Origin of the sequence: Bradyrhizobium sp. WD16 (assembly GCF_024181725.1) — a bacterium.
Classification (GTDB): Bacteria; Pseudomonadota; Alphaproteobacteria; order Rhizobiales; family Xanthobacteraceae; genus Bradyrhizobium_A.
Genome location: NZ_CP028908.1, coordinates 1,218,278 through 1,238,708 on the forward strand (window position 1 = coordinate 1,218,278; position 20,431 = coordinate 1,238,708).

At 64.9% G+C, this 20,431-nt stretch carries 19 protein-coding genes and 1 tRNA gene; 11 read left to right on the forward strand and 9 right to left on the reverse strand.

The window, feature by feature from the left end; all coding sequences use genetic code 11:
- Position 1: 1 nt before the first annotated feature.
- Together pdhA and acsA are read right to left on the reverse strand one after the other, a co-directional pair.
- Positions 2-1,006 carry a pyruvate dehydrogenase (acetyl-transferring) E1 component subunit alpha gene (gene pdhA, locus DB459_RS05690; protein ID WP_253711950.1) on the reverse strand — a complete coding sequence of 335 codons (1,005 nt, stop codon included), beginning with the start codon at positions 1,004-1,006 and terminating at the stop codon, positions 2-4.
- Positions 1,003-2,760, reverse strand: coding sequence for an acetate--CoA ligase (acsA, locus tag DB459_RS05695; RefSeq protein WP_253711951.1), 1,758 nt, complete (start codon positions 2,758-2,760; stop codon positions 1,003-1,005). Before acsA ends, pdhA begins: the two co-directional genes overlap by 4 nt.
- A gap of 276 nt (positions 2,761-3,036) precedes the next feature.
- Here acsA and DB459_RS05700 point away from each other — a divergent pair, with 276 nt between their 5' ends.
- The 8 genes from DB459_RS05700 to DB459_RS05735 all read left to right on the forward strand — a co-directional run bounded on the left by DB459_RS05700 (position 3,037) and on the right by DB459_RS05735 (position 10,729).
- Entirely contained in the window at positions 3,037-4,851 is a 1,815-nt protein-coding gene (locus tag DB459_RS05700) for an adenosylcobalamin-dependent ribonucleoside-diphosphate reductase (RefSeq protein ID WP_253711952.1), read from the forward strand.
- Between the two features lie 7 nt (positions 4,852-4,858).
- Positions 4,859-5,449, forward strand: a complete 591-nt coding sequence (locus tag DB459_RS05705; RefSeq protein ID WP_253711953.1) for a 2'-5' RNA ligase family protein — start codon at positions 4,859-4,861, stop codon at positions 5,447-5,449.
- A 124-nt stretch (positions 5,450-5,573) separates the two neighbouring features.
- Positions 5,574-6,062, forward strand: a complete 489-nt coding sequence (locus DB459_RS05710; RefSeq protein ID WP_253711954.1) for a hypothetical protein — start codon at positions 5,574-5,576, stop codon at positions 6,060-6,062.
- Between the two features lie 139 nt (positions 6,063-6,201).
- Complete coding sequence (locus DB459_RS05715; protein WP_253711955.1) at positions 6,202-6,639, forward strand: DUF2267 domain-containing protein; 438 nt, start codon at positions 6,202-6,204, stop codon at positions 6,637-6,639.
- Between the two features lie 159 nt (positions 6,640-6,798).
- Positions 6,799-7,227, forward strand: a complete 429-nt coding sequence (locus DB459_RS05720; RefSeq protein ID WP_253711956.1) for a DUF2267 domain-containing protein — start codon at positions 6,799-6,801, stop codon at positions 7,225-7,227.
- Positions 7,228-7,347: 120 nt separating this feature from the next.
- Positions 7,348-9,030, forward strand: coding sequence for a DNA topoisomerase VI subunit B (locus tag DB459_RS05725; protein WP_253711957.1), 1,683 nt, complete (start codon positions 7,348-7,350; stop codon positions 9,028-9,030).
- Positions 9,027-10,163 carry a DNA topoisomerase IV subunit A gene (locus DB459_RS05730; RefSeq protein ID WP_253711958.1) on the forward strand — a complete coding sequence of 379 codons (1,137 nt, stop codon included), beginning with the start codon at positions 9,027-9,029 and terminating at the stop codon, positions 10,161-10,163. The genes DB459_RS05725 and DB459_RS05730 overlap by 4 nt, the downstream gene beginning before the upstream one ends.
- A 284-nt stretch (positions 10,164-10,447) precedes the next feature.
- Entirely contained in the window at positions 10,448-10,729 is a 282-nt protein-coding gene (locus tag DB459_RS05735; RefSeq protein ID WP_253711959.1) for a hypothetical protein, read from the forward strand.
- A gap of 299 nt (positions 10,730-11,028) precedes the next feature.
- Here DB459_RS05735 and DB459_RS05740 read toward each other — a convergent pair.
- From DB459_RS05740 to DB459_RS05750, 3 genes are all read right to left on the reverse strand, one after another.
- Positions 11,029-12,179 (reverse strand): IS630 family transposase gene (locus DB459_RS05740; RefSeq protein WP_253706721.1). Its coding sequence is split into 2 segments (ribosomal slippage): positions 11,029-11,729 and positions 11,729-12,179, totalling 1,152 coding nucleotides; the frame shifts between segments, so codons are not numbered across the junction.
- Positions 12,180-12,347: 168 nt separating this feature from the next.
- Positions 12,348-14,225: an ABC transporter ATP-binding protein/permease gene (locus DB459_RS05745; protein ID WP_253711960.1), complete on the reverse strand. Its 1,878-nt coding sequence runs from the start codon at positions 14,223-14,225 to the stop codon at positions 12,348-12,350.
- A 279-nt stretch (positions 14,226-14,504) separates the two neighbouring features.
- Positions 14,505-15,248 (reverse strand): alpha/beta fold hydrolase, encoded by a 744-nt coding sequence (locus tag DB459_RS05750; protein ID WP_253711961.1) that lies wholly within the window; start codon positions 15,246-15,248, stop codon positions 14,505-14,507.
- Between the two features lie 102 nt (positions 15,249-15,350).
- Here DB459_RS05750 and DB459_RS27500 point away from each other — a divergent pair, with 102 nt between their 5' ends.
- Complete coding sequence (locus DB459_RS27500) at positions 15,351-15,698, forward strand: hypothetical protein (RefSeq protein ID WP_371926869.1); 348 nt, start codon at positions 15,351-15,353, stop codon at positions 15,696-15,698.
- 32 nt (positions 15,699-15,730) lie between these two features.
- Positions 15,731-15,853 carry a hypothetical protein gene (locus DB459_RS27505; RefSeq protein WP_371926870.1) on the forward strand — a complete coding sequence of 41 codons (123 nt, stop codon included), beginning with the start codon at positions 15,731-15,733 and terminating at the stop codon, positions 15,851-15,853.
- Between the two features lie 58 nt (positions 15,854-15,911).
- Here DB459_RS27505 and DB459_RS27510 read toward each other — a convergent pair whose 3' ends face one another.
- Positions 15,912-16,148, reverse strand: a complete 237-nt coding sequence (locus tag DB459_RS27510) for a hypothetical protein (RefSeq protein ID WP_371926871.1) — start codon at positions 16,146-16,148, stop codon at positions 15,912-15,914.
- 535 nt (positions 16,149-16,683) lie between these two features.
- Positions 16,684-17,268 carry a TetR/AcrR family transcriptional regulator gene (locus DB459_RS05760; RefSeq protein WP_253711963.1) on the reverse strand — a complete coding sequence of 195 codons (585 nt, stop codon included), beginning with the start codon at positions 17,266-17,268 and terminating at the stop codon, positions 16,684-16,686.
- A 133-nt stretch (positions 17,269-17,401) separates the two neighbouring features.
- Here DB459_RS05760 and DB459_RS05765 point away from each other — a divergent pair, with 133 nt between their 5' ends.
- Entirely contained in the window at positions 17,402-18,133 is a 732-nt protein-coding gene (locus tag DB459_RS05765) for an SDR family oxidoreductase (RefSeq protein ID WP_253711964.1), read from the forward strand.
- 338 nt (positions 18,134-18,471) lie between these two features.
- Here DB459_RS05765 and DB459_RS05770 read toward each other — a convergent pair.
- Together DB459_RS05770 and DB459_RS05775 are read right to left on the reverse strand one after the other, a co-directional pair.
- Positions 18,472-18,548 (reverse strand) — tRNA-Arg (locus DB459_RS05770).
- Between the two features lie 399 nt (positions 18,549-18,947).
- Positions 18,948-20,396 carry a sensor histidine kinase gene (locus tag DB459_RS05775; RefSeq protein WP_371926873.1) on the reverse strand — a complete coding sequence of 483 codons (1,449 nt, stop codon included), beginning with the start codon at positions 20,394-20,396 and terminating at the stop codon, positions 18,948-18,950.
- Positions 20,397-20,431: the final 35 nt, after the last annotated feature.

The window sequence follows — 20,431 nt, forward strand, 5'->3', positions numbered from 1 at the left end:
CTCACCTATTGGCTGTCGCGACCGGCTCGGCATAGGTGAAGCGCGTCAACTGCCCGATCGGCTCCCAGCTTGCAGCCTCGGCGAATGCGACCGCATCGGCAATCTCGGCCGCCACGCCCGCCTCGATGCGGGCAAGCTCATCCGCATGGATCAGGTGGTTGGACTCGAGCCAGGTCGTCAAGCGCAGGATCGGATCTTTCTGCCGCCATGTCTCGACCTCGGCCTTGTCGCGATAGAGCTGGGCGTCGAACATCGAATGCGCGCGCAGCCGGTAGGTGCGGCATTCGAGGAAATAGGGCTTGCCGGTCTCACGAACCTGATGCACCGCGCGGCGGGCGGCCGCCTCGACGGCGACCACATCCATGCCGTCGACCGCTTCGGCGGCGATGCGGTAGCACGCCGCCTTGCGCTGGAGATCGGTCTCCGATTCCGACAGTGCCAGCGCCGTTCCCATGGCGTAGAGATTATTCTCGCAGACGAACAGGACGGGCAGGCCCCACAGCGCGGCCAGATTCAGGCTTTCGTGGAATTCGCCTTCGGCGACGGCGCCGTCGCCGAAGAAGCAGGCGGTGACGATGCCGGCGCCGCGCATGTGGTCGGCAAGGGCAAGGCCGACCGCCAGCGGCAGTCCGCCGCCGACGATGGCATTGCCGCCGTAGAAATTCTTTGCGCGGTCGAACAGGTGCATGGAGCCGCCGCGGCCGTGGCTGCAGCCTTCCTGCTTGCCGAACATCTCGGCCAGCGCCGCGGTCATCGGCACGCCGCGGACCAGCGCCTGGCCGTGCTCGCGATAGGTGGCGACGATCCGGTCGCGGCTTTCCAGCACCGGGATGACCCCGACGGCAACTGCCTCCTCGCCGTCATAGAGGTGCAGGAAGCCCCGGATCTTCTCCTGCGTGTAGAGTTCGGCGCATTTGTCCTCGAAGCGGCGGATCCGGATCATCTGCCGCAAGAGTTCCAGCATGTGCTCGCGCGACAGGCGCGGCTTGTCGGCGGCGATAGTCATCGCTCCTCGCTTTCCAGCGTCGAGATGTCGCCCTCCGGCAGGCCGAGCTCACGCGCCTTGAGCAGGCGGCGCATGATCTTGCCGCTGCGGGTCTTCGGCAGATTCTGCCGGAACGCGATGTCCTTCGGCGCCACCGCCGGACCGAGCCGCCGCCGGGCGTGGCCGAGCAGCTCCTTGCGCAGCGCCTCGCTCGCCTCGAATCCGTTCTTGAGTGCAACATAGGCCTTCACGAGCTCGCCGACGGTCGGCTCGGGAATGCCGATCACGCCGGCCTCGGCAACGGAGGGATGCTCCATCAAGGCGCTCTCCACCTCGAACGGACCGATGAGATGGCCGGCGCTCTTGATGACGTCGTCGCTGCGGCCGACGAACCAATAATAGCCCTCGTCGTCGCGCAACGCGAGATCGCCGGTGAGATACCAGCCGCCGGCGAAGCACTTGCGGTAGCGTTCCTCCTCGTTGAGATAGGCCCGCATCATCGACGGCCAGCCGGGACGCAGCGCCAGTTCGCCCATGGCCATCGGCTTGTCGACCTCACGCACCGCGCCGCCCTCGAGGCGCTCGACAATGCCGGCGACGATGCCCGGCAGCGGCCGGCCCATGGAGCCCGGCTTGACGTCCATGGCGCGGTAATTGGAGATCATGATGCCGCCGGTTTCGGTCTGCCACCAGTTGTCGTGGAACGGCTTGCCGAAGGCGGAAGCGCCCCACGCCACGGCCTCCGGGTTGAGGGGCTCGCCGACGCTCGCCATCAGCCGCAGGGCGGAGAGATCGAAGCGCCTGGTGATCTCGGCGCCAGCCTTCATCAGCATGCGGATGGCGGTCGGTGCGGTGTACCAGACCGTGACCTTCTGATCCTGCAGGATGCGGTACCAGCGCTCGACCTCGAATTCGGCGTGGTCGACGATCATGGCGGCGCCGTTGGTCAGCGGCGAGATGATGCCGTACGAGGTGCCCGTCACCCAGCCGGGATCGGCGGTGCACCAGAACACGTCGTCCGGGCGAAGATCGAGCGCGAGGCGCCCGGTGATGTGATGGGCGACGACGGCGTCGTGGACATGGACGGCGCCCTTCGGGCGTCCGGTGGTGCCGCTGGTGAAATGCAGCAGCGCCGTATCCTCCGCTCCGGTCCATACCGTCTCGAACCTGTCCGGCACGTCCGCCAGCGCCGCGGCGAGATCGATGGTGTCCGGCGGCGGCGTCGATGACGCATCGATCAGGAAGACATGTTTGAGACCGGCGAGTTCCTTTCGCCACGGCTCGACCTTGCGCCGATAGAACGCTTCCGTGGTGATCAGCGCGCTGGCTCCGCCGATGGTCATGCGCGCCTTGATCGGCTCCGGTCCGAAGGCCGAGAACAGCGGCGAGAACACGCTGCCGTTCTTCAGCGTGCCGAGCGCGGCAATATAGAGCTCCGGCACGCGGCCGAGCAGCGAGAAGACGCGATCGCCCTTGACCACCCCTCGCCGGGCGAGCACGCCGGCGAAGCGGTTGGCCGCGGCGCCGAGCGCGGCGTAGCTATAGTCGCGAATCTCGCCGTCGCGCCCGATCCAGCGCAGCGCCAGCCTCTCGCCGCGTCCGGCGAGGACATGACGATCGACCGCCTCATGAGCGATGTTGAGCCCGTCGCCCGGCAGGCCGTCAAGCAGCGCGCGCGCCTGGGCCCAGGAAAAGGTCCGCGCGGCCTCGTCGTAGTCGGGAAGATTGGCGCCGAGACGATCCTCGGGGCGCTTGCGGATACGCTCCCACTCCATCGCCGACCTCATGGCTCCACGTCGGCGACACGGTACCGGCGAAGGCTCAGACAAACTTGACGTGGGTCAACTTCGCGCCCTGCCGGCACGCTGCACCGCAGCGCAATCAGCCGGGACACGGTCGCCCGGTGCGTTCAGCGCCATTTGTTTCGACCCGCGACCCGCATTGGGGCCGCATCGGCGCGGCACCTTGGAGCTTGATCAAGATCAGACCCGATCGCCGCGACTGCGGGAAGCTTGTGCTTGTTCCGCAGCCCTGCAGCAAGCGAGGGGGGAATGGAACAGTCCCTGGCCAACGTCTCCCGCCGCGTCTGGGAGATGAAATATCGCTACACCGACGACAAGGCCGACGAGGCCACGATCGCCGACAGCTGGCGGCGCATCGGCCGCGCCCTCGCCGCTGTCGAGACCGCCGATGCGCCGAGCTGGCAGGCGCGCTTCGAGGGCATTCTGCAGGATTTCAGGTTTCTTCCCGGCGGGAGGATCCAGGCCGGCGCCGGCGTGCGACGCGACGTGACGCTGTTCAATTGCTTCGTCATGGGGCCGATCGAAGACTCCATTCCCGGCATCTTCCGCGCGCTGGAGGAGGCCGCAGTCACGATGCAGAAGGGCGGCGGCATCGGCATCGACTTTTCGACGCTGCGTCCGCGCGGCACGCGCGCCCGCGACACCGGCACCGTCGCCTCGGGCCCTCTTCCCTTCATGCAGATCTGGGACGCCATGTGCGGCACCATTCTGTCCACCGGCGCCCGCCGCGGCGCCATGATGGCAACGCTGCGATGCGACCATCCGGACATCGGCGAATTCGTCGACGCCAAACGGCAGGCCGGCCAGCTGCGGCGCTTCAATCTGTCGGTCCTGGTGTCCGACGCCTTCATGGCGGCGGTGCGCGGCGACGCCGAATGGCTGCTGGTGTTTCCGGCCACAGCCTTCGCGGGCAGCGGCGAGACGCTGGACCGCCAATGGTCCGGCGCCAGGGAGCCGGTGCCGTGCCGCGTGGTCCGGCGCGTTGCGGCCCGCGACCTGTGGCGGGCCATCCTGCGCGCCGCCTATGACGTCGCCGAGCCGGGCGTGCTGTTCATCGACCGCATCAACCGCGCCAACAATCTCAATTACCGGGAGGAGATCAGCGCCACCAATCCCTGCGGTGAAATTCCCCTGCCGGCCTATGGCGCCTGCGATCTCGGTTCGATCAATCTGACACGCTTGGTGCGCGCGCCCTTCACGCCGCAGGCCCGGATCGATGCGCAGAAACTCGCCGAGACGGCAACGCTCGCGGTGCGGCTGCTGGACAACGTGATCGATGCCTCGCGCTTCCCCCTGCCGCAGCAGGCGGAGCGCGCCCGCGGCTCGCGCCGCATCGGCCTCGGCATCACCGGTCTCGCCGACGCCCTGGTAATGCTCGGATTGACCTATGGAGACGATGTTGCGCTGGAATTCGCAAGGGATTTGATGCGCACGATCTGTCACAGCGCCTATCGCGCCTCCATCGCGCTGGCCCGGGAAAAAGGGAGTTTTCCTCAATTCGAGCGCGACAGATATCTTCAGGGCGAATTCATCCGGAGCCTGCCCGGCGACATCCGCGACGGCATCGCCCGGCACGGCATCCGCAACAGCCACCTGCTGGCCATCGCGCCGACCGACACCATCAGCCTGCTGGCGGGAAATGTCTCGAGCGGGCTGGAACCGATCTTCGCCCCGTCCTACCGGCGCCAGCTGCTCGAAGCCGACGGGAGGTTGACCGAATACGAGCTGACCGATTATGCGCTGACCTTGTGGCGCGCCACCGCCGGTACCGAAACTGGGCAACCGGATCATTTCGTCACGACCGGCGGCCTCAGCCCGCGCGCGCATCTCGACACCCAGGCCGCGCTGCAGCCTTTCGTCGACAACTCCATCTCCAAGACCATCAACATTCCCGAAAGCTGCCCTTTCGCGGACTTCGAGACCGTTTACGACCTCGCCTATGACCTGAAGCTGAAGGGCTGCACCACCTTCCGTCCCAATCCTGTCACCGGCAGCGTCCTGAGCGAGACGGGCGCCGGTGACAACGCGCCGCATTGTTGCGTGCTCGAACGCGAGGCGGACTGAGGCGGCGATGACGGAGAGCAACGACAGTGCGCCTGACCTATCGCGCGACGAGGCTCCGTCGGTCCGCGTCTTTGTCGCGCTGAAAATCCATGAAGCCATCGCGCGCGATCTCGCCGTCGTCGCCCGGGAACTCGACGATCCCGCCGTTCGCCGCATTGCCATCGAGGACATTCACCTCACTCTGGTGCCGCCCTGGGCGGAACCGGCGCCGGCCAAGGCGATCGAGACTCTGGCGAGCGTCGCCGGCCGCTTCGGTCCCTTCCCGCTCGCCATCGAACACGTCGGCTACGGCCCCCAGCGCCGCGAGCCGAGGCTGCTCTGGGCCGACTGCGCCGACACCGAAGCGCTGGCATCGCTGCGGGCGGCGCTGCTCGCCGCCTTCGGCGGGAGTGACGACAGACCGTTCCGGCCGCACATCACCCTGGTGCGCATCCGCGGCAACGGCCGCGCCGTCGCGAAGCGCCATCCGCTCGACCGACGGCTGGCGCTGACGCAACAGATCAATTCGGTCGAACTGTTTCAGTCGCCTGCTCCTGGAGCGCACGGCTACAAGGTGCTGGCATCAGCGGCCTTGAGCAGTCAGGCCTTGCGGCTGTAGGCTCGCGCAGGAGCGAAGTCAGCCGTCCTTCGAGCTTTTGATCGGCATCAAGGCCCGCGACCGGTCCATACGAAAAATGGAACCGAGGCACATAGCCGGGACGCCGCTCCGGAGGACGTCAGCCATGGAACGCTATCCTGTCGATCTTGATCCCGGACAGGTCGTTCGCTGGATCAAGGCCGAATGCGAGGCCACACCTCTGGCCTTCCGCACGAGCGTGCGCTGCATGCGGGAAATGCGAACGCTGAACGGCAACGACGGCGTCGCACTGGACGACGAGGACCGCGGGGATCTCAGCGAGGTCGCCACCATCATCACACTCGAGATCGCGCCCGTGCACGCGAGAGACGGCTGGACGCTCAGCGTCGTTGTCGAGGACGAGCTCGGTCATCACTCGCTCGGCACCGGCACCATTGGCGAGGAAGTCCAGCTCGATCCGGACTATTTCTACCGCATGTTCATCCGGCGCGGCCGGGGCAACGCCATCGTCTCCGCCGAGGTCGACGATCCCTCGGCCCGGCAGCGGCTGAACTGGCTGTTGCACCTGATCGAGACCGACCACCATGCGCCCGACGGCCATGCGCCGCCCACGCGCAAGCGGAAGGCCGGATGAAGGTTCTGACGGAGAATTCGCCGGCGAATGGCCCCCGGCCAGCGTCCGATCGATTGCTATCGATCTGCCCGATTATCAGACCCCAAGCGAAACACGCGCGGAGAGTGAAGTTGTCCGCAGAAGTCGATAGGAGCCAGTCGTGAGTATAACCAGCGTCACCGCGCTCGATCACACCATTCAGAAAACCAATGTCTGGCTGCGTGATATCTCCGAGGAACTAAGCCTGGAGGACCGCCACCGCGCCTACGAGGCCTTGCGCGCCGTGCTCCACGCGATGCGCGACCGGCTGCCCCCGGACGTCGCGGTGCATTTCGGCGCCCAGCTCCCCATTCTGGTGCGCGGCATCTATTACGAAGGCTGGCACATGGCCGGAACGCCGACGAGGGAGCGCACCGTCCAGCACTTCGTTGACCGCGTGATCGCCAGCCTGCCTCCTGCCTTTCCGCTCGATCCGCTCGCCGTGACCCGCGGGGTATTCGAGGTGCTTTGGGAGCGGCTCGATCCGGACGCCTTCGACAAGCTGATGGAACATCTGCCGGAGCCGATCAGGACTTTGCGCACCGGCCCTCGCGCCTGACCGCCCAACTCCCTCCAACCTGCCGCAGATTGTCGATGCTTGATCGGGATCAACACGGGCGTTTCGCTTCTGTCTTGAAATAATAGTCGGTCGCGCCGAGGCGACGTGTGTCGCGCTCCGGTTCCGTCCGGCGATCGACATGGACAGATGGAGGCGACGATGAGCGCAACCGGCGTCACTGCCCTGGATCACAGCATTCAGCAAACCAATGTCTGGCTCAAGAGCGTCTGCGACGAACTCGACCTCGAGGATCGGCATGACGCCTACAGCGCGCTGCGCGCCGTGCTCCATGTGCTACGCGACCGCCTGCCGCCGGAGGTCGCGACCCATTTCGGCGCCCAGCTGCCGATGGTGCTGCGCGGGCTCTTTTACGAAGGCTGGCATATGGCGGGAACGCCGACGAGGGAGCGCACCGTCGCGCAGTTCGCCGACCGCGTGCTGGCGCAGCTGCCGGCCGGCTTCCCGCTCGATCCGGTGACCGTGACCAGCGGGGTTTTCGAGATCCTGTGGCAACGGCTCGATCCCGGCGCCTTCAGCAAACTCATCGAGCTCCTGCCCGAGGAGATCCGGACGATGGCGGGGCGATGAGGCCGCCATCAGCGGCCCTTCCGGCTTGATCCTCGTCAAGCGCGCGGTCGTTCGTCTCGGCCACAATTCTTGATCGAGCGGCAATGAGGGAGGCGCCACGGTCGGCGCGGCGGTTCAATCGTGTCTGACAGGCCATCACCGCCCGCCACCGCGCTACAGATGGCGGGCCGCCAGCGCGACATCTCCGTGTCCGAGTTCTTTCTCAAGAACCGGCATCTGCTCGGCTTCGACACTCCGGCCAAGGCCCTCGTCACCGCCGTCAAGGAGGCGGTGGACAATGCGCTCGATGCCTGCGAGGAGGCCGGCATCCTACCCGAGATCCGCGTCGAAGTCAGCGAACGGGGCGGCCATGCCCGCGTCGCCGTCGAGGACAACGGCCCCGGCATTGTCGAAAACCAGATCGCCCGGATCTTCGGCAAGCTGCTCTACGGCTCGAAATTCCACAAGCTCAGCCAGTCGCGCGGCCAGCAGGGCATGGGCATCTCGGCCGCTGGCATGTACGGCCAGCTCACCCTTGGCAAGCCGCTGCACATCATCAGCCGCGTCAAGGGCGACAAGCTCGCCTCCGAGATGACGGTGTCGATCGACACCGCCCGGAACCAGCCCGACATCCACAGGAAGGCGCACCGGACGTGGGACCGGCCCCACGGCACACGGGTCGAGATGGAGATGGAAGGCCACCATCAGCTGGGGCCGCATTCGGTCGAGGTCTATCTCAAGGAGACCGCCATCGCCAATCCGCACCTCGCCATCACCTATCGTGACCCGCGGGGCGCAGAGATCCGCTTCGAGCGCAGCACGAAGACGCTGCCGCCGCGTCCGGCGGAGATCAAGCCACACCCCTACGGCATCGAACTCGGCCGCCTGATCCAGATGCTTGAGAATTCGAAGAGCCGCACGCTGCTGCGCTTCCTCGTCGACGAGTTCTCCTGCGTCGGCAAGACGACCGCGGGCAGGATCATCGCCCTCGCCGCCAGGATGTCGGATCGCAGGCTCAGCGACCGTTCGCACCCCAGACACATCGCCCATGTCCAGGCGACGGCGCTGCACAAGGCGATCCAGAAAACCAAGATCCTGGCGCCGCGCACCGACTGCATCGTTCCGATCGGCGAGCAGCAACTGCTCGACGGACTGCACAAGGAAATCGCTGCGAAATTCTACACCGTCACGACGCGGCCGGCCGCGGCCTATCGCGGCAATCCGTTCCAGGTGGAAGTCGCCATCGCCTATGGCCGCCCCGACGACAACACCGTCGAAGTCGACGCCACCGGCCGCCTGCACAGGACGCAAAATGCCGAGCCGCATGCGGCGGAGAACCTGATCGCGCCCAAGGATGAGCCGGTGCGGCTGTTGCGCTTCGCCAACCGCGTGCCATTGCTCTATCAGCAATCGAGTTGCGCCATCACCAAGGCGATGATCCAGACCAACTGGCGCGGCTATGGCCTGCACCAGCCGAAAGGCGCCCTGCCGGTCGCCCCGATGGCAATCCTGGTCCACGTCGCTTCGGTGTGGGTGCCCTACACCTCGGAATCCAAGGAGGCGATCGAGCCCTATCCGGAGATCCTGAAGGAAATCAGGCTTGGCCTGCAGCACTGCGCCCGCCAGCTCGCGCACTATCTGCGCCACGAGAGCCAGCTCACGGCAGAATTCGACCGCCGGACCTATATCGAGACCTATCTGCCGCATATCGGCGCCGCCCTGCAGGAGATCCTCGGCTTGAGTGACGCCGAACGCGACACCACCCTGCACCGGCTCGACGACGTGCTTCACGTCAGCCGCAGACCGCTACGGGCCGCCTCATGAGCGCGAACGATGCCGACAAGCCGCGCGAAGCGCTCGCCAGCAAGACCATCGCCCTGATCGAATCGATCGCGCGTGCGGTGCGCGCCCGGATCGACAACGGCGAGCTGCCGCAGATTGAATTTCCGGTCCGCGGCCTCGACAATGTCACCTATGATGCCGGCAAAGGCTGGTTCGAGCTCGGCGACGCGAGGAAGCTGCGCACCTTGACGGTGACCGCGGCGCGCTCCTTCGCCCAGACTTTGCGCATGATGGCGACCTCGCGCACCATGGTCGCCCACGACGACTTCGCCACCAAGCGCGAGGTCTACTACATCAGCAAGAACTGGGGCGCCTGCCGCTTCGAGGAGCAGACCGAATCCGATGCCATCATGGACGACATCGAGGCCCTTGCCTCGATGCACGGCCTCTCCCGCGAGCAGTTGCGCTTCTATCCGGAATCCCACGGCGGCGCAGTCGCCGGCCGGCTTACCGTAATCGACAGAAATCCAGCAACCGGAGAAACCATCGAAATCGACTGCACCAGGCTCGGCAGCGGCGCCTACAGCATTCCAAGGTCAGCCGAACATCTCGCCTTCCGCACCGATGCGAAGTTCATCCTCGCCATCGAGACCGGCGGCATGTTCCAGCGCCTCAATCACCACCGTTTCTGGGACAAGGCGAGCTGCATCATCGTCGAGATGGGCGGGGTGCCGACCCGCGCCACGCGGCGCTTCGTCCGCCTCCTCGCGGATCACAAGGAGCTGCCGGTCTACTGCTTCGTCGATTGCGACCCTTACGGTTTCACCAACATCTATCGCACGCTGAAGGTGGGCTCCGGCAACGCCGCCCACGTCAACCGCTTCCTCTGCGTGCCGCAGGCGCGCTTTCTCGGCGTCACGCCGCAGGACATCGTCGATTTCGGCCTCGAGGACGCCACCCACAAGCTGACCGAGACCGACATCAAGCGCGCCGAGGACGCGCTCAAGAACGACCCCTTCATCTCGGCCCACCCGCAATGGATCGCCGCGATCCGGCAGCAGCTGGCCATGGGCGTGCGGGCCGAACAGCAGGCCCTGGCGAAATGGGGGCTCAACTACGTCATCGACGAATACCTGCCGAAGAAGCTGGCGAAGCCGGAGAGCTTTTTGCCGTAGGGCCGCGCTGCTCGCCTCAACCGCCGTGCTGGCACAATCCTCCGGCGGCGGGAGCGGCGGAACCAGCGGCGCCGCCGCGGGACCGCGCTGTCACCCAAGGCTCTGCCAACAGCGATACGGCCGCGAACCAGGCCGACGAAACCGTCAGGACGGAGGAGCGGCGGCTCGACGCCAAGGTCAAGAACATCTGCCGGGGCTGCTGAAGGGCCGCCGGCCTGCGATCGTCGTCTTGATGCCCGGACGCCGCCGGCGGAACTTGCCCGCGGGGGCAGCGTTGAGGCACCATGAGGATGACCGCCATGGACCAGGACCGCATTCAAGACGCCATTCACGATCTCGACGCTCGGCCCGAGCACCTGCTCGCCCATGCCCGCGAGGTCACCAAGGAGGCGCGGCACATGCCGCGCGGCGCGCGCCGCGACCAGATGCGCCGCGTAGCCCGGGTCTATCACCTGCTCGCCCGCCAGAGCGGCTGGATCAGCCCGTTGGAATATTGGGAGGATTACCGCATCGCCCGCCGCGCCGAATTGCAGCTCAAGGCCAACCGCGATCACTGGCAGGGCTGAACCGCCGCCGAGCCTGCTCCACCGGACTGACGAGAGACGCCGCGCTAGTGTGGCGTCTCGCAATTGCCTACCGCCTTCGCGGCAACCCTCTCGTAGGCAATTGCGAGACATAAGCCACACTAGCACTTTGATTTTGCTAGTGTCCTTATGTCTCCGAATGACCGTGCGAGCATGAGGCAAAGGGAGCGGTCATTCGGAGACAGGACACTAGTGTGGCGTCTCGCAATTGCCTGCCGCCTTTGCGGCCAGTCTCTCGTAGGCAATTGCGAGACATAAGCCACACTAGTCGCCCGATTCATTCAGATTGAAGGGTAAAGGTGCTTGAGTTTGATGCGAGCATTGGGAGTTGTGAAGTGCCAGTTTGCCTTGGTGTGGTTGGCATTGCGGTCTTTCTCCCAGGCGGCGATTTCCTCGGCGAGGGTCTGTTTGTCGGGAATCCGTCGATCGAGGCATTGGGACGATAGGACGCCGAGTTCGGACTCGGCGAGATCAAGCCAACTGCCGTGCTTTGGTGTGTAATGCCATTCAAAGCGCTCGACCAGCCGCCTGGCCTCAGGGGCCGGAAAGGCTTCATAGAGTGACGCCTTGCTGTGGATGTTGAGATTGTCCTGGATCAGAACGATGGTCTTGGCGCCGGCGAAGTGGACATCGGCCAAGTCCTTCAGGACGTGAGCATAATCCACGGCGGTATGGCGATCGGTGACTTTGACATGGCGCCAGCCTTCGAGCGGAGCAAACATCATGAAGAGATTGGCGGTGCCGTTGCGTTTGTACTCGTAATCGCAACGAGCCGGGCGCCCACGCTTCATCGGAATCGGCATGCGCGTCTCGGCGAGGAGTTGCTTTGAGCTCTCGTCCAGGCAAACCAGCGGGTAGTCGGGATCGCGTGGCCGGGTGTAGACGGCCAGCACGTCCTCCATGGCGGCTACGAACGCACTATTGGCTTTCGGCGGGATGACCCAGCACTGTCGGCGATGGGGCTGGAGAGTGTTTTTTTTAGTGCCCGCCCGATCGTCGAGTCGCTGGCACGATCAACAATATGGAGTTCTACGACTTTTTGCTCCAGTAGCCGCAGGGTCCAGCGTGTGCGTCCCTTGGGAGGTTTGGAACAAGCCAGGGCAATCAGTTTGGCTTCCTTCTCACCGTCAAAAATCCGCGCAACCCCCGGTGTTGCGCGCTGCTTACGGCTCAATACCGCCTCGAAGCCTTCTTCCACCAGTTGCTTCCGCACTCGGTAAACCATGGAAACGCTTGTATCGAACGCCTTAATGATCCGGCTGTCACTCCAACCTTCGCCGGCTTCCGAGACATCGGCCTTCAACAATATTCGCGCCTTCAGCAGTTTTTGAGCTGCGCTCTTGCCCTTCCGTATCAGCGTTTCAAGCTGTTCGCGTTCCTCGCCGCTCAGCCGCACAACATACTTCTTTACCGAAATTTCCGTCGCAGCCATGATCCTCTCCGGCGCTCGCGTCGAGACGATCGAATCGAATCACAAATTCTCCATCCTTTCAAATTATTTGAAGCGAGCGACTAGCACTTTGATTTTGCTAGTGTCCCTATGTCTCCGAATGACCGTGCGAGCATGAGGCAAAGGGAGCGGTCATTCGGAGACAGGACACTAGGAACGGGCAAGAGCGCCGCGAAGGCGCTTGCGCCGCCGTGCCGGCAGGTTCTTCCGAAGCCACGACGTCAGGTCGATCTCCCGCACCAGCCGGGCGCCGCCCGGCCGCGACTCCATCACCAGTTCGCGATCGTGAAAGGCCTCGAGCTCCGGCCGATGGCCGATACTGATCAGAGTCGTCCTGGGCAGTCGCTCGGTAACCAGTTTCATCATCTGCGCCTGGCTCGCCTGGTCGAGCGCGGAGGTCGCCTCGTCGAGCACGGCGATGGATGGACGATGAATCAGCAGGCGCACAAAGGAGAGGCGCTGCTTCTCACCGCCCGAAAGGACGTGGTCCCAGGCGAACTCCGTTTCGTCGAGGCGGCTGCGCAGCTGGCCGAGCCCCACGGCTTCGAGCAATTCCTGCAGTACACCGCTGTCCACCGAATCCGGCGGAGCTGGATATGTCGCGGCGCGACGCAGGGTGCCGAGCGGGATGTAGGGATGCTGCGGCAGCAGAAACATTTTCCCGACAGGCCCGAAAAGAATCTCGCCCTGTCCCCACGGCCACAATCCGGCGATGGCGCGGACCAACGTGCTCTTGCCGGTGCCGGATTCGCCGACCACCAGCACCTTCTCGCCGGGCGCAATGGTGACGTCGGTGTCGTTGACGACCGAGGTGCCGTCGTCGGTGGTGACCGAGAGGTCGCGCAGCCGCAGAGCCGCCTCCTCGGTCACGCCGCGGCTGATGTGTCCGACGCCGGTCTGCTCGGCGGCGGCCAGCACATCCAGCGACGTCATGAGCGAAGCGACGCGATGAGCCGATGCGGTCCACTCGGCGAACTGCGGATAGTTGTCGACGATCCACCCGAACGCCTTCTGCACGATGACGAAGGCCGAGGCCGCCTGCATCACCTCGCCGAGCGTGATGGAGCCATCGAGATATTTCGGCGCCGCCAGAAGCACAGGCGCCGTCCAGACGACGAGACCGCTCGCATGGGATACGGCCGCCGTCCGCATGTTCTGAAAGCACAGTTCTCGCCACTGCCGGATGACCTCCACGAACGAGAGATCGAGACCGGCGCGCTCCTCCTTCTCGCCGCCCAGCAGGGCGATGCTCTCGCCGTTCTCCCGAAGCCGCTGCAGGATGGCGCGGTATTCAGCCTCCAGCTGGTTCTTTCGCTCGGAGACCGCGATGAAGCGGCGGCCCACCAGCACCATCGCTCCGCTTCCCGCAACGGAATAGACAAGTGCGCCGATGACCAGGAAACCGGGTATGGTGATGTTGGCGCCGAACAGCGAGAAGGTGAGCGAACCGCCGATCCTCCACAGCACGATGATGAATGCCAGGGCGGACACCACCGCAATGACGAGCCCGACGGCAAAATCGATGGGCGCCAGCGTCGCGATCCGCAAGTCCTCGGCGATCCGGAACTCGGGATTCTGGTGGGCGCCACGCACGAGGTTGAGCTGGTAATAGCGATCGTGCGCCAGCCATTGATCGAGCAGCCGATCGTTCATCCACGCACGCCATCGGCGCTGGAGCGTCATCCGCAGATAGACCCCGGAGACGCCCATGAGGACGCTTCCGGTCGCGATCGGCACAAAAAATGCAGCCTGTTTGACCACCTCATTGAGGTCTTTGCGCTCGAGCGCATCGAAGAACCATCTGTTCCAGCGATTGAACACCAGGTCGACGCCGAGATTGGCAATGACGAGGAGGCCGATCGCCAGCGTCAGCCCCCACGCCACCCTTGGTCCACCGCGGCCCCAGAAGCCGGAAGCGCTCATCCAGAACCGGCGCGTCAGGCTGCGACGACGGTCGGCGAGCTGAAGTTCCGGCTCGCCCGAACCGTCGTCGCGAACCGTGCCGCCTTGATGATCGATCGCGCTCATGAGCTTCTCCGCGATAGCGAGCTTTGACGAGCTGGTTCGGCGTCGACGAAGTGGGGTCAGGGTCGATGCCGCCCGCTGCGAAACAATCTGTGACCGAGCGGGCGTCACCTCCCTGATCTTGATCAAGGGAGGCGAAAGAGAGCAAGGCTGGCGAAAGACGGCCACCAGGGGCTTGCAACCAGACGGGGACCCGCCCGGCGGTGCGCGCAGGGCGGTCGGGACCGGGGGACGTTCACCTTTGACAGGCTACCAGCCACCGCCGGCGGTGCTAAGACGGGCTCAGTGGCCACCCGCCTCCAGCAGCAGGTCTGCTGTTCGTTGAGGCTCAACCACCATCATCGCGTGGCCGCAGGCGATCTCGCGATAGCACCATTCGCCGCCCTGCCTGGCCCGTTCGCCATGAAGCGGATAGCCCATGACGGCCGTCGGCGGCCTGGTCGCAAGAACATAGGTCTTGGCGATCCCCTGATGACCCTTGCCGCGGAAATGAATGGGATCGAGCCAGCTGCGGAGCGGATGCGGGGTCGAAAGCCGATTGATCCAGGCGATGTCCTGCGGGTCGCTGACGCCGGCCCGTTCGGCGGGAAACGGCGGCAGCCAGAGGCCATCGGGCGACATGGCTCGAAACGTATCCCGCCGCCGCTCGATCTCGGCCGGCGTCAGCCCTGGAATCTGCGAAGCGAAATCGTCGCCATCGTCAGGAACGGCGGCGTCCAGATAGACGAGCCTTGAAATTCGGCTTTTGATCCGATCGGCAACGCCGGTGATCACCATGCCCGCATAGGAGTGTCCGACCAGGACGACACGCTCGCGGTTCTCCGCCTCGATCACGCGCACCACATCATCGATGTGCGTATCGAGACCAGGCACCGGGCTCACGGCACCGGCGCGCTCGCCCAAGCCACTCAGGGTTGGTGTGACGACGCGCGCACCGGCGACTTCCAAACCGGCCCGTACCCGCGCCCATATCCAGCCGCCGAGCGAGGCGCCGTGGACCAGCACGTAGCAAATCTTCGCTGTCATGATTGGATCGCGCGCCATTCAGAAATAAATCGCACCCACACGTTATTGAAGTTTGATGTGTTCCGGCGAGAGCAAGCGTCTGCCGACGAACGAGGAAATCGGTTGGCTGCTGCCCATTTGACAGCTCGCCGGACGAGCCGCGGCAAGCCGTGCATCAGGGGAGTCGGATCGTTCAGCGTGTCGGATACAGACGAGTGGAAGGCCTACGCGTTCGCCAATCGAAAGTATGTCGGTATCGATCTGGAAACAAGCGATAGGGACGACTTGCCGAATATACGTCGTCGGCTCGGCCACATCGTGGTTGGCGAAGACAATGTCGAGGTCGACTTTCTCACCAGGTGGGTCGTCAAGGAGGCCTGCCTGAAGGCGCTGGGCCTCGGGGTATGGCCATGGATCCGCAAGGTCCGGCTGTTATCCCGGCAGGGGCCCGAGGGACGCAACCCGGCGTAACGGCGTTCGAAACGTCGATTGCTCGGATCCGAATGCGCGCGGTGACCATGGAGGTCGGGCCATGCCTGCTCGGAATTGCCTTTACAAGCAGCATCGAGCTCGCCGCGATTCGACTGCATCACGATGGCGCGGTCGCCGTCATCGAAAGCGTGTAGCTGTGCGGCAGCTCCTGAGCCGGACTGATGAAATCGCATCAGGGAGGCGCAGTCGTGATCAGGTCTTCTTGCCTCGATGTTGCAGCGCCGGCAGCTCCGCCTTGGGGGATCGCCGCGGTTTTTCCCGCAAGGGACCACCGGCAGGCGCAGGCCGCGGCGCTGAGCCTGCGCCTCCGGATTGCGATAGCAGTTCTTCGAGGCGCCTGGCTTCAGCCTGCAAGGACGGGACCAGGATGCGCTGTCGCGCGTCGTCCAGCCGCTGCTCCACCGCGGCGAGCGACAGGGCGCCGACCACATGCCCGTCGCCATCCCTGACTGGAACCCCAATTCCCCCGATCCCTGCATGAGCAGGCCGGGGTTGAGCGCGTAGCTGCGCTTTCGGGTTTGCTCAATCAGACTACGCAGCAGGCGGGACGAGAAGTTCGGATATTGCTCGGCAATGAGGCTGGCGTTCGCGCGGAGGATGGTGTCGATTTCATCGTCGTCGAGTGCAGACAGCAAGGCGAGGCTGCCGGCGCCCAACGGATGGCGGTCGCCGACCTTGAACCCGTCAGAAACTGAAGCGCTGTCCTCCGCAGGCACGCTCGGATTCAGTCACCGGTCTTTGAAAGATCCGATAGCGGAAGGCAGCACCGCGGCTTTCGGCCCGGGGGATACTGATCACATTCGCCATGGCGCACCGCGCCGGGTGATGATGAGAACTATGTCTACGCTGTAGCCCTCACTTTGGGTCGAATGTAACGCCCGCGCAATCGATCGCGTCGGAAGCCGGCGCGGCCACCCGCTGGGGTGTTGTGCAAATGGCGGCGACTCGATTGAATACGTAAACGTCATGCCCTTTCGGGAGACGCTCTGACGGCTTCGAGATAAGCTTTGCACATCATGACAAGCTGACCTTGGACGGCACGGTCGCCGGCCTTGGTCAGATTGCGCTCGAAGACGTTGCGGACAGTGCCGAAGATCGTTGCAAGCAGCGTCAGGGTGACGGTCGGCAGTTCCGCGAATGTTGCGTCTGACGCGCTTGCCAACATGGCGGCCGTCGCCGCGTCGACACGCGCGGCGAACGCCTCGATCAGAGCCTCGTTGTCGAGTTCGACGACCGACCGGTAGAGGGCTCGCGTGATATCGGGACGCTCCGTCTTGGCGTCCCAATAGGTCGTCACCAGCGCCTCGATCATCTGGCTGATGGGGGCTCCTGTCTGCGACCGGCAGGCGGCCTCGATTTTCCGCGCCAACGTGTCGAGGTAGCGATCGTTCAGCGCGTAGAACAGCGCCTGCTTGTGTGGGAAATACTGGTACATGGTGCCAACCGAGACGCCTGCTCGTTCCGCGACGCGCGTCGTCGTCAGCCGATGGGGTCCATCGGTCACCAAAACCTGAATGGTTGCCTCGAACACGGCGGCCAGCGTTGCCATCGCACGCGCCTGACGCGGGATTTTGCGCGGTTTTAGATGGGCTGGCTCCCCCGAAGTCATACGCGAATCCCCAAACTGAATGATTCGTCATATCTCAAGGCGCCGCAGAAGCGAACCCCTGGAGAATATCGATATGACCGACATCACCCGCATCGCCCTCATCACCGGCGCCAACAAGGGCATAGGCCTGGAGATTGCCCGCCAGCTCGCTCAGGCCGGTGTCTCCGTTATCATTGGTGCCCGCCATGCCGATCGCGCCAGTGCCGCCGTGACGGGGCTTTCGGCCGCAGGATTGCAGGTAACATCAGTGAAGATTGATCTGAACGACCACACCAGCATTGCAGCGGCGGCCGAGAGCATCCGCGCCCGCCACGGGCGGCTCGATATTCTCGTCAACAATGCCGGGATCGTCGATGCTGAGGACGGGCCACCGTCTGCAGGTTCTCCCGAAGCCGCCCGGCGCATTATGGACACCAATTTCGTCGGCACGCTTGCGGTGACGCGGGCCATGCTGCCCCTCCTGCGAAAATCCGCCGCCGCCCGCATCGTCAATCTGTCCAGCTCGCTCGGTTCGCTGACGCTGAATGGCGATCCCGGCTCGCCCTACTACGCGGCTCGCCTGATCGGCTACAATGCATCCAAGGCCGCGCTGAACATGCTGACGGTGCAGCTTGCCGAGGAGCTGCGCGGCACGCCACATGTCGTCAACTCGGTCAGCCCCGGCTTCGTAAAAACCGACCTGACCGGCCAGGCCGGCTTCATGACGCCGGAGGAAGGGGCGAGGCTGCCGGTCCGATACGCGCTGCTGGGTGACGAAGCCGTATCCGGCAGGTTCGTGGAAGCAAGCGGCGAGACGCCGTGGTAAACATGTTCAACGCGGCCTGCCACGTCATCATCGGCTCTGCTTGTTGGTTTCCGCCGAGAACTGACCCGGGATTTCCACTGAGAATTCTCGATGGAAGTATCCCGACCAAACGGGTCAGTTCTCAGTGGAACTCAACACCGAACAGCAGCACATAACTGCCATTCGAAAGCCGACGCCTGCGTAGGATCAAAATTGACCAATCGACCGTAAGCGATTTGAACTTTTTCACTGCCAAACGCCGCCGTTTCTACACTTCTTCACGCACAGGCAATCTCCCGCTCTTCGCACGGGCGTGGTTTCGCGGCTATAGCGTACTATGGATGGCAATCGGCAGTATTTGGCGCGCCCGAAAGGATTCGAACCTCTGACCCCCAGATTCGTAGTCTGGTGCTCTATCCAGCTGAGCTACGGGCGCGTTTGTCGCGAACGCTGCATGATCACCGGCTTTAAAGCCGGGGTGAGCGCGCGAAGCCGGCGGCGGAAGGCCGCCGAAAGCGCGCCATAGCTACCGGTTCGGGGAGCGCTTTGCAAGCGCGCAAGCGAGAGGAATTGGGGGAGATTTCGCGGCGCTGGGCCGGGTTCGGGGCGGGGCTTGGCCGATTCGGCCCCGTTTGCGCGGTTTTGGCGAAAATGTCCGGTCGGCCCAATGGCCGATCGGGGTGCTCCGGCCGAGCCTCGGGCGCCAAAAACGTGTCCGTGGCGCTCCCGAACACCTGCCGGCGATGCGCCTGAACCACCGGCAGGCAGGCGGCGGCCTGGCCGTCGATCCTTGGCGGCCGCAGTCTGGGGCCAGCCGCTCAGGGGGGGGGGGGCGTCACGCCCGCTTTGCGCTCCGCACGGTCTGCAGCTCCACCGGCCGGTCGGGGATGGAGACGCGGAAGGTGGCGCCGATGGTGCCTTCGACGAGCTTGAGCTCACCGTCATGGGCGCGGATGAGTTCGCTGGCGATCGCCAGGCCGAGCCCGGTGCCGCCGTCGCGCGAGACGCCCTGGAACGGCTCGAACAGGTGCTCGCGGGCCTTGGCCGGCAGGCCGGGGCCGGTGTCGGAGACCTCGATGATGGCCACCGCGCCCTCGCGCCGGCCGGTAATGCGGATCTGGCCGCCACCACCATCCTCGCTGCGCAGCGCCTGGGCGGCGTTGCGCACGAGATTGAGCAGCACGCGGAAGAGCTGGTCCGGATCGGCGTCGATCAACAGGCCGCGGTCGATGGCAGTGACCCAGGCAATGGCCGGATCGTCGGCGAGGTTGGCGGAATCGCGCACCTCGGTGACAATCGGCTCGACCGCCACCACCCGCCGCTCCGGCGGCGCCTCCTGGGCGCGGCCATAGGACAAGGTCGACTGGCACAGCGCGATGGCGCGCTCGAGCGAGCGCATCAGTTTCGGCGCGAAACGCTGTACCCGCGGGTCCGGCACATGGGCGAGCTGGTCGGAGATCAGCTGCGAGGAAGCCAGCAGGTTGCGCAGATCGTGGTTAATCTTGGAGACCGCGAGGCCAAGCGCCGCGAGCCGGCTCTTCTGATGCAGCATCGAGACAAGGTCACGCTGCAGGTCGGAGAGTTCGCGCTCGGCGACGCCGATCTCGTCGCCGCGGTCGGACGGCACGATCACGCGTGACGGGCTCTCCGGATCGGCATGAAAGGCGACGAGGCTCGCAGTCAGCCGCCGCATCGGTCGCACGAAGAGATAATGCAAGGCGGCATAGACCAGCGCCGTGGTCAGGATGGCGATCACCAGCGAGACCAGCACAAGATTGCGCGAAAAGCGCACCATGGCGAGGCGCAGCGGCTTTTCGTCCACCACCACTTCGAGGAACTGGCCGCGATTGCGGGGGGCCGGACCGACGATGCGGATCACCTGGTTGCCGGTGGAGAACATGGTGGTGAAGGCGCCGGTGATCGCCTCCCAATAGGTCATGTCCCGCATGTCGACGTCTTCGTCGATGGCCGGCGGCATGTCGGCGATGGCCAGCAGACGGCGCTGCTGGCCCGTCTTGATGGCCACGGCGCGGGCGCCGATCGAGGACAGGATCTCGCGCGCAAGCGAATCCGGCACCATGCCCGAGGGCGCGGCGTTGAGCACCAGCGCCGCGGTGTTGGCGGCAGCCAGACGGTCGTTGAGGCGGTTGACGCGGTAATTGGCGATCGAAGGCACATAGATCGCGACTTCCGCGATCAGCACCAGCGGAAGGGTGAGCAGCAGCAGCTTGGCCGACAGGCCAAAGCGCGGCGGAACGAGCCGCCGGCGAAGCCGGTCCGTCACGAGGTCCTGTCCCTGCGCCATTCCCCAGTCACTTA

Bases quoted from the DNA above. Each gene is read 5' to 3' on its own strand.
- acsA (WP_253711951.1), bottom strand. From the start codon at position 2,760: ATGGAGTGGGAGCGTATCCGCAAGCGCCCCGAGGATCGTCTCGGCGCC.
- DB459_RS05720 (WP_253711956.1), top strand. From the start codon at position 6,799: ATGAGCGCAACCGGCGTCACTGCCCTGGATCACAGCATTCAGCAAACC.
- DB459_RS05745 (WP_253711960.1), bottom strand. From the start codon at position 14,225: ATGAGCGCGATCGATCATCAAGGCGGCACGGTTCGCGACGACGGTTCG.
- DB459_RS05730 (WP_253711958.1), top strand. From the start codon at position 9,027: ATGAGCGCGAACGATGCCGACAAGCCGCGCGAAGCGCTCGCCAGCAAG.
- DB459_RS27505 (WP_371926870.1), top strand. From the start codon at position 15,731: ATGCGCGCGGTGACCATGGAGGTCGGGCCATGCCTGCTCGGAATTGCC.
- DB459_RS05760 (WP_253711963.1), bottom strand. From the start codon at position 17,268: ATGGCAACGCTGGCCGCCGTGTTCGAGGCAACCATTCAGGTTTTGGTG.
- DB459_RS05750 (WP_253711961.1), bottom strand. From the start codon at position 15,248: ATGACAGCGAAGATTTGCTACGTGCTGGTCCACGGCGCCTCGCTCGGC.
- pdhA (WP_253711950.1), bottom strand. From the start codon at position 1,006: ATGACTATCGCCGCCGACAAGCCGCGCCTGTCGCGCGAGCACATGCTG.
- DB459_RS05700 (WP_253711952.1), top strand. From the start codon at position 3,037: ATGGAACAGTCCCTGGCCAACGTCTCCCGCCGCGTCTGGGAGATGAAA.
- DB459_RS05735 (WP_253711959.1), top strand. From the start codon at position 10,448: ATGAGGATGACCGCCATGGACCAGGACCGCATTCAAGACGCCATTCAC.
- DB459_RS05705 (WP_253711953.1), top strand. From the start codon at position 4,859: ATGACGGAGAGCAACGACAGTGCGCCTGACCTATCGCGCGACGAGGCT.
- DB459_RS05765 (WP_253711964.1), top strand. From the start codon at position 17,402: ATGACCGACATCACCCGCATCGCCCTCATCACCGGCGCCAACAAGGGC.
- DB459_RS05710 (WP_253711954.1), top strand. From the start codon at position 5,574: ATGGAACGCTATCCTGTCGATCTTGATCCCGGACAGGTCGTTCGCTGG.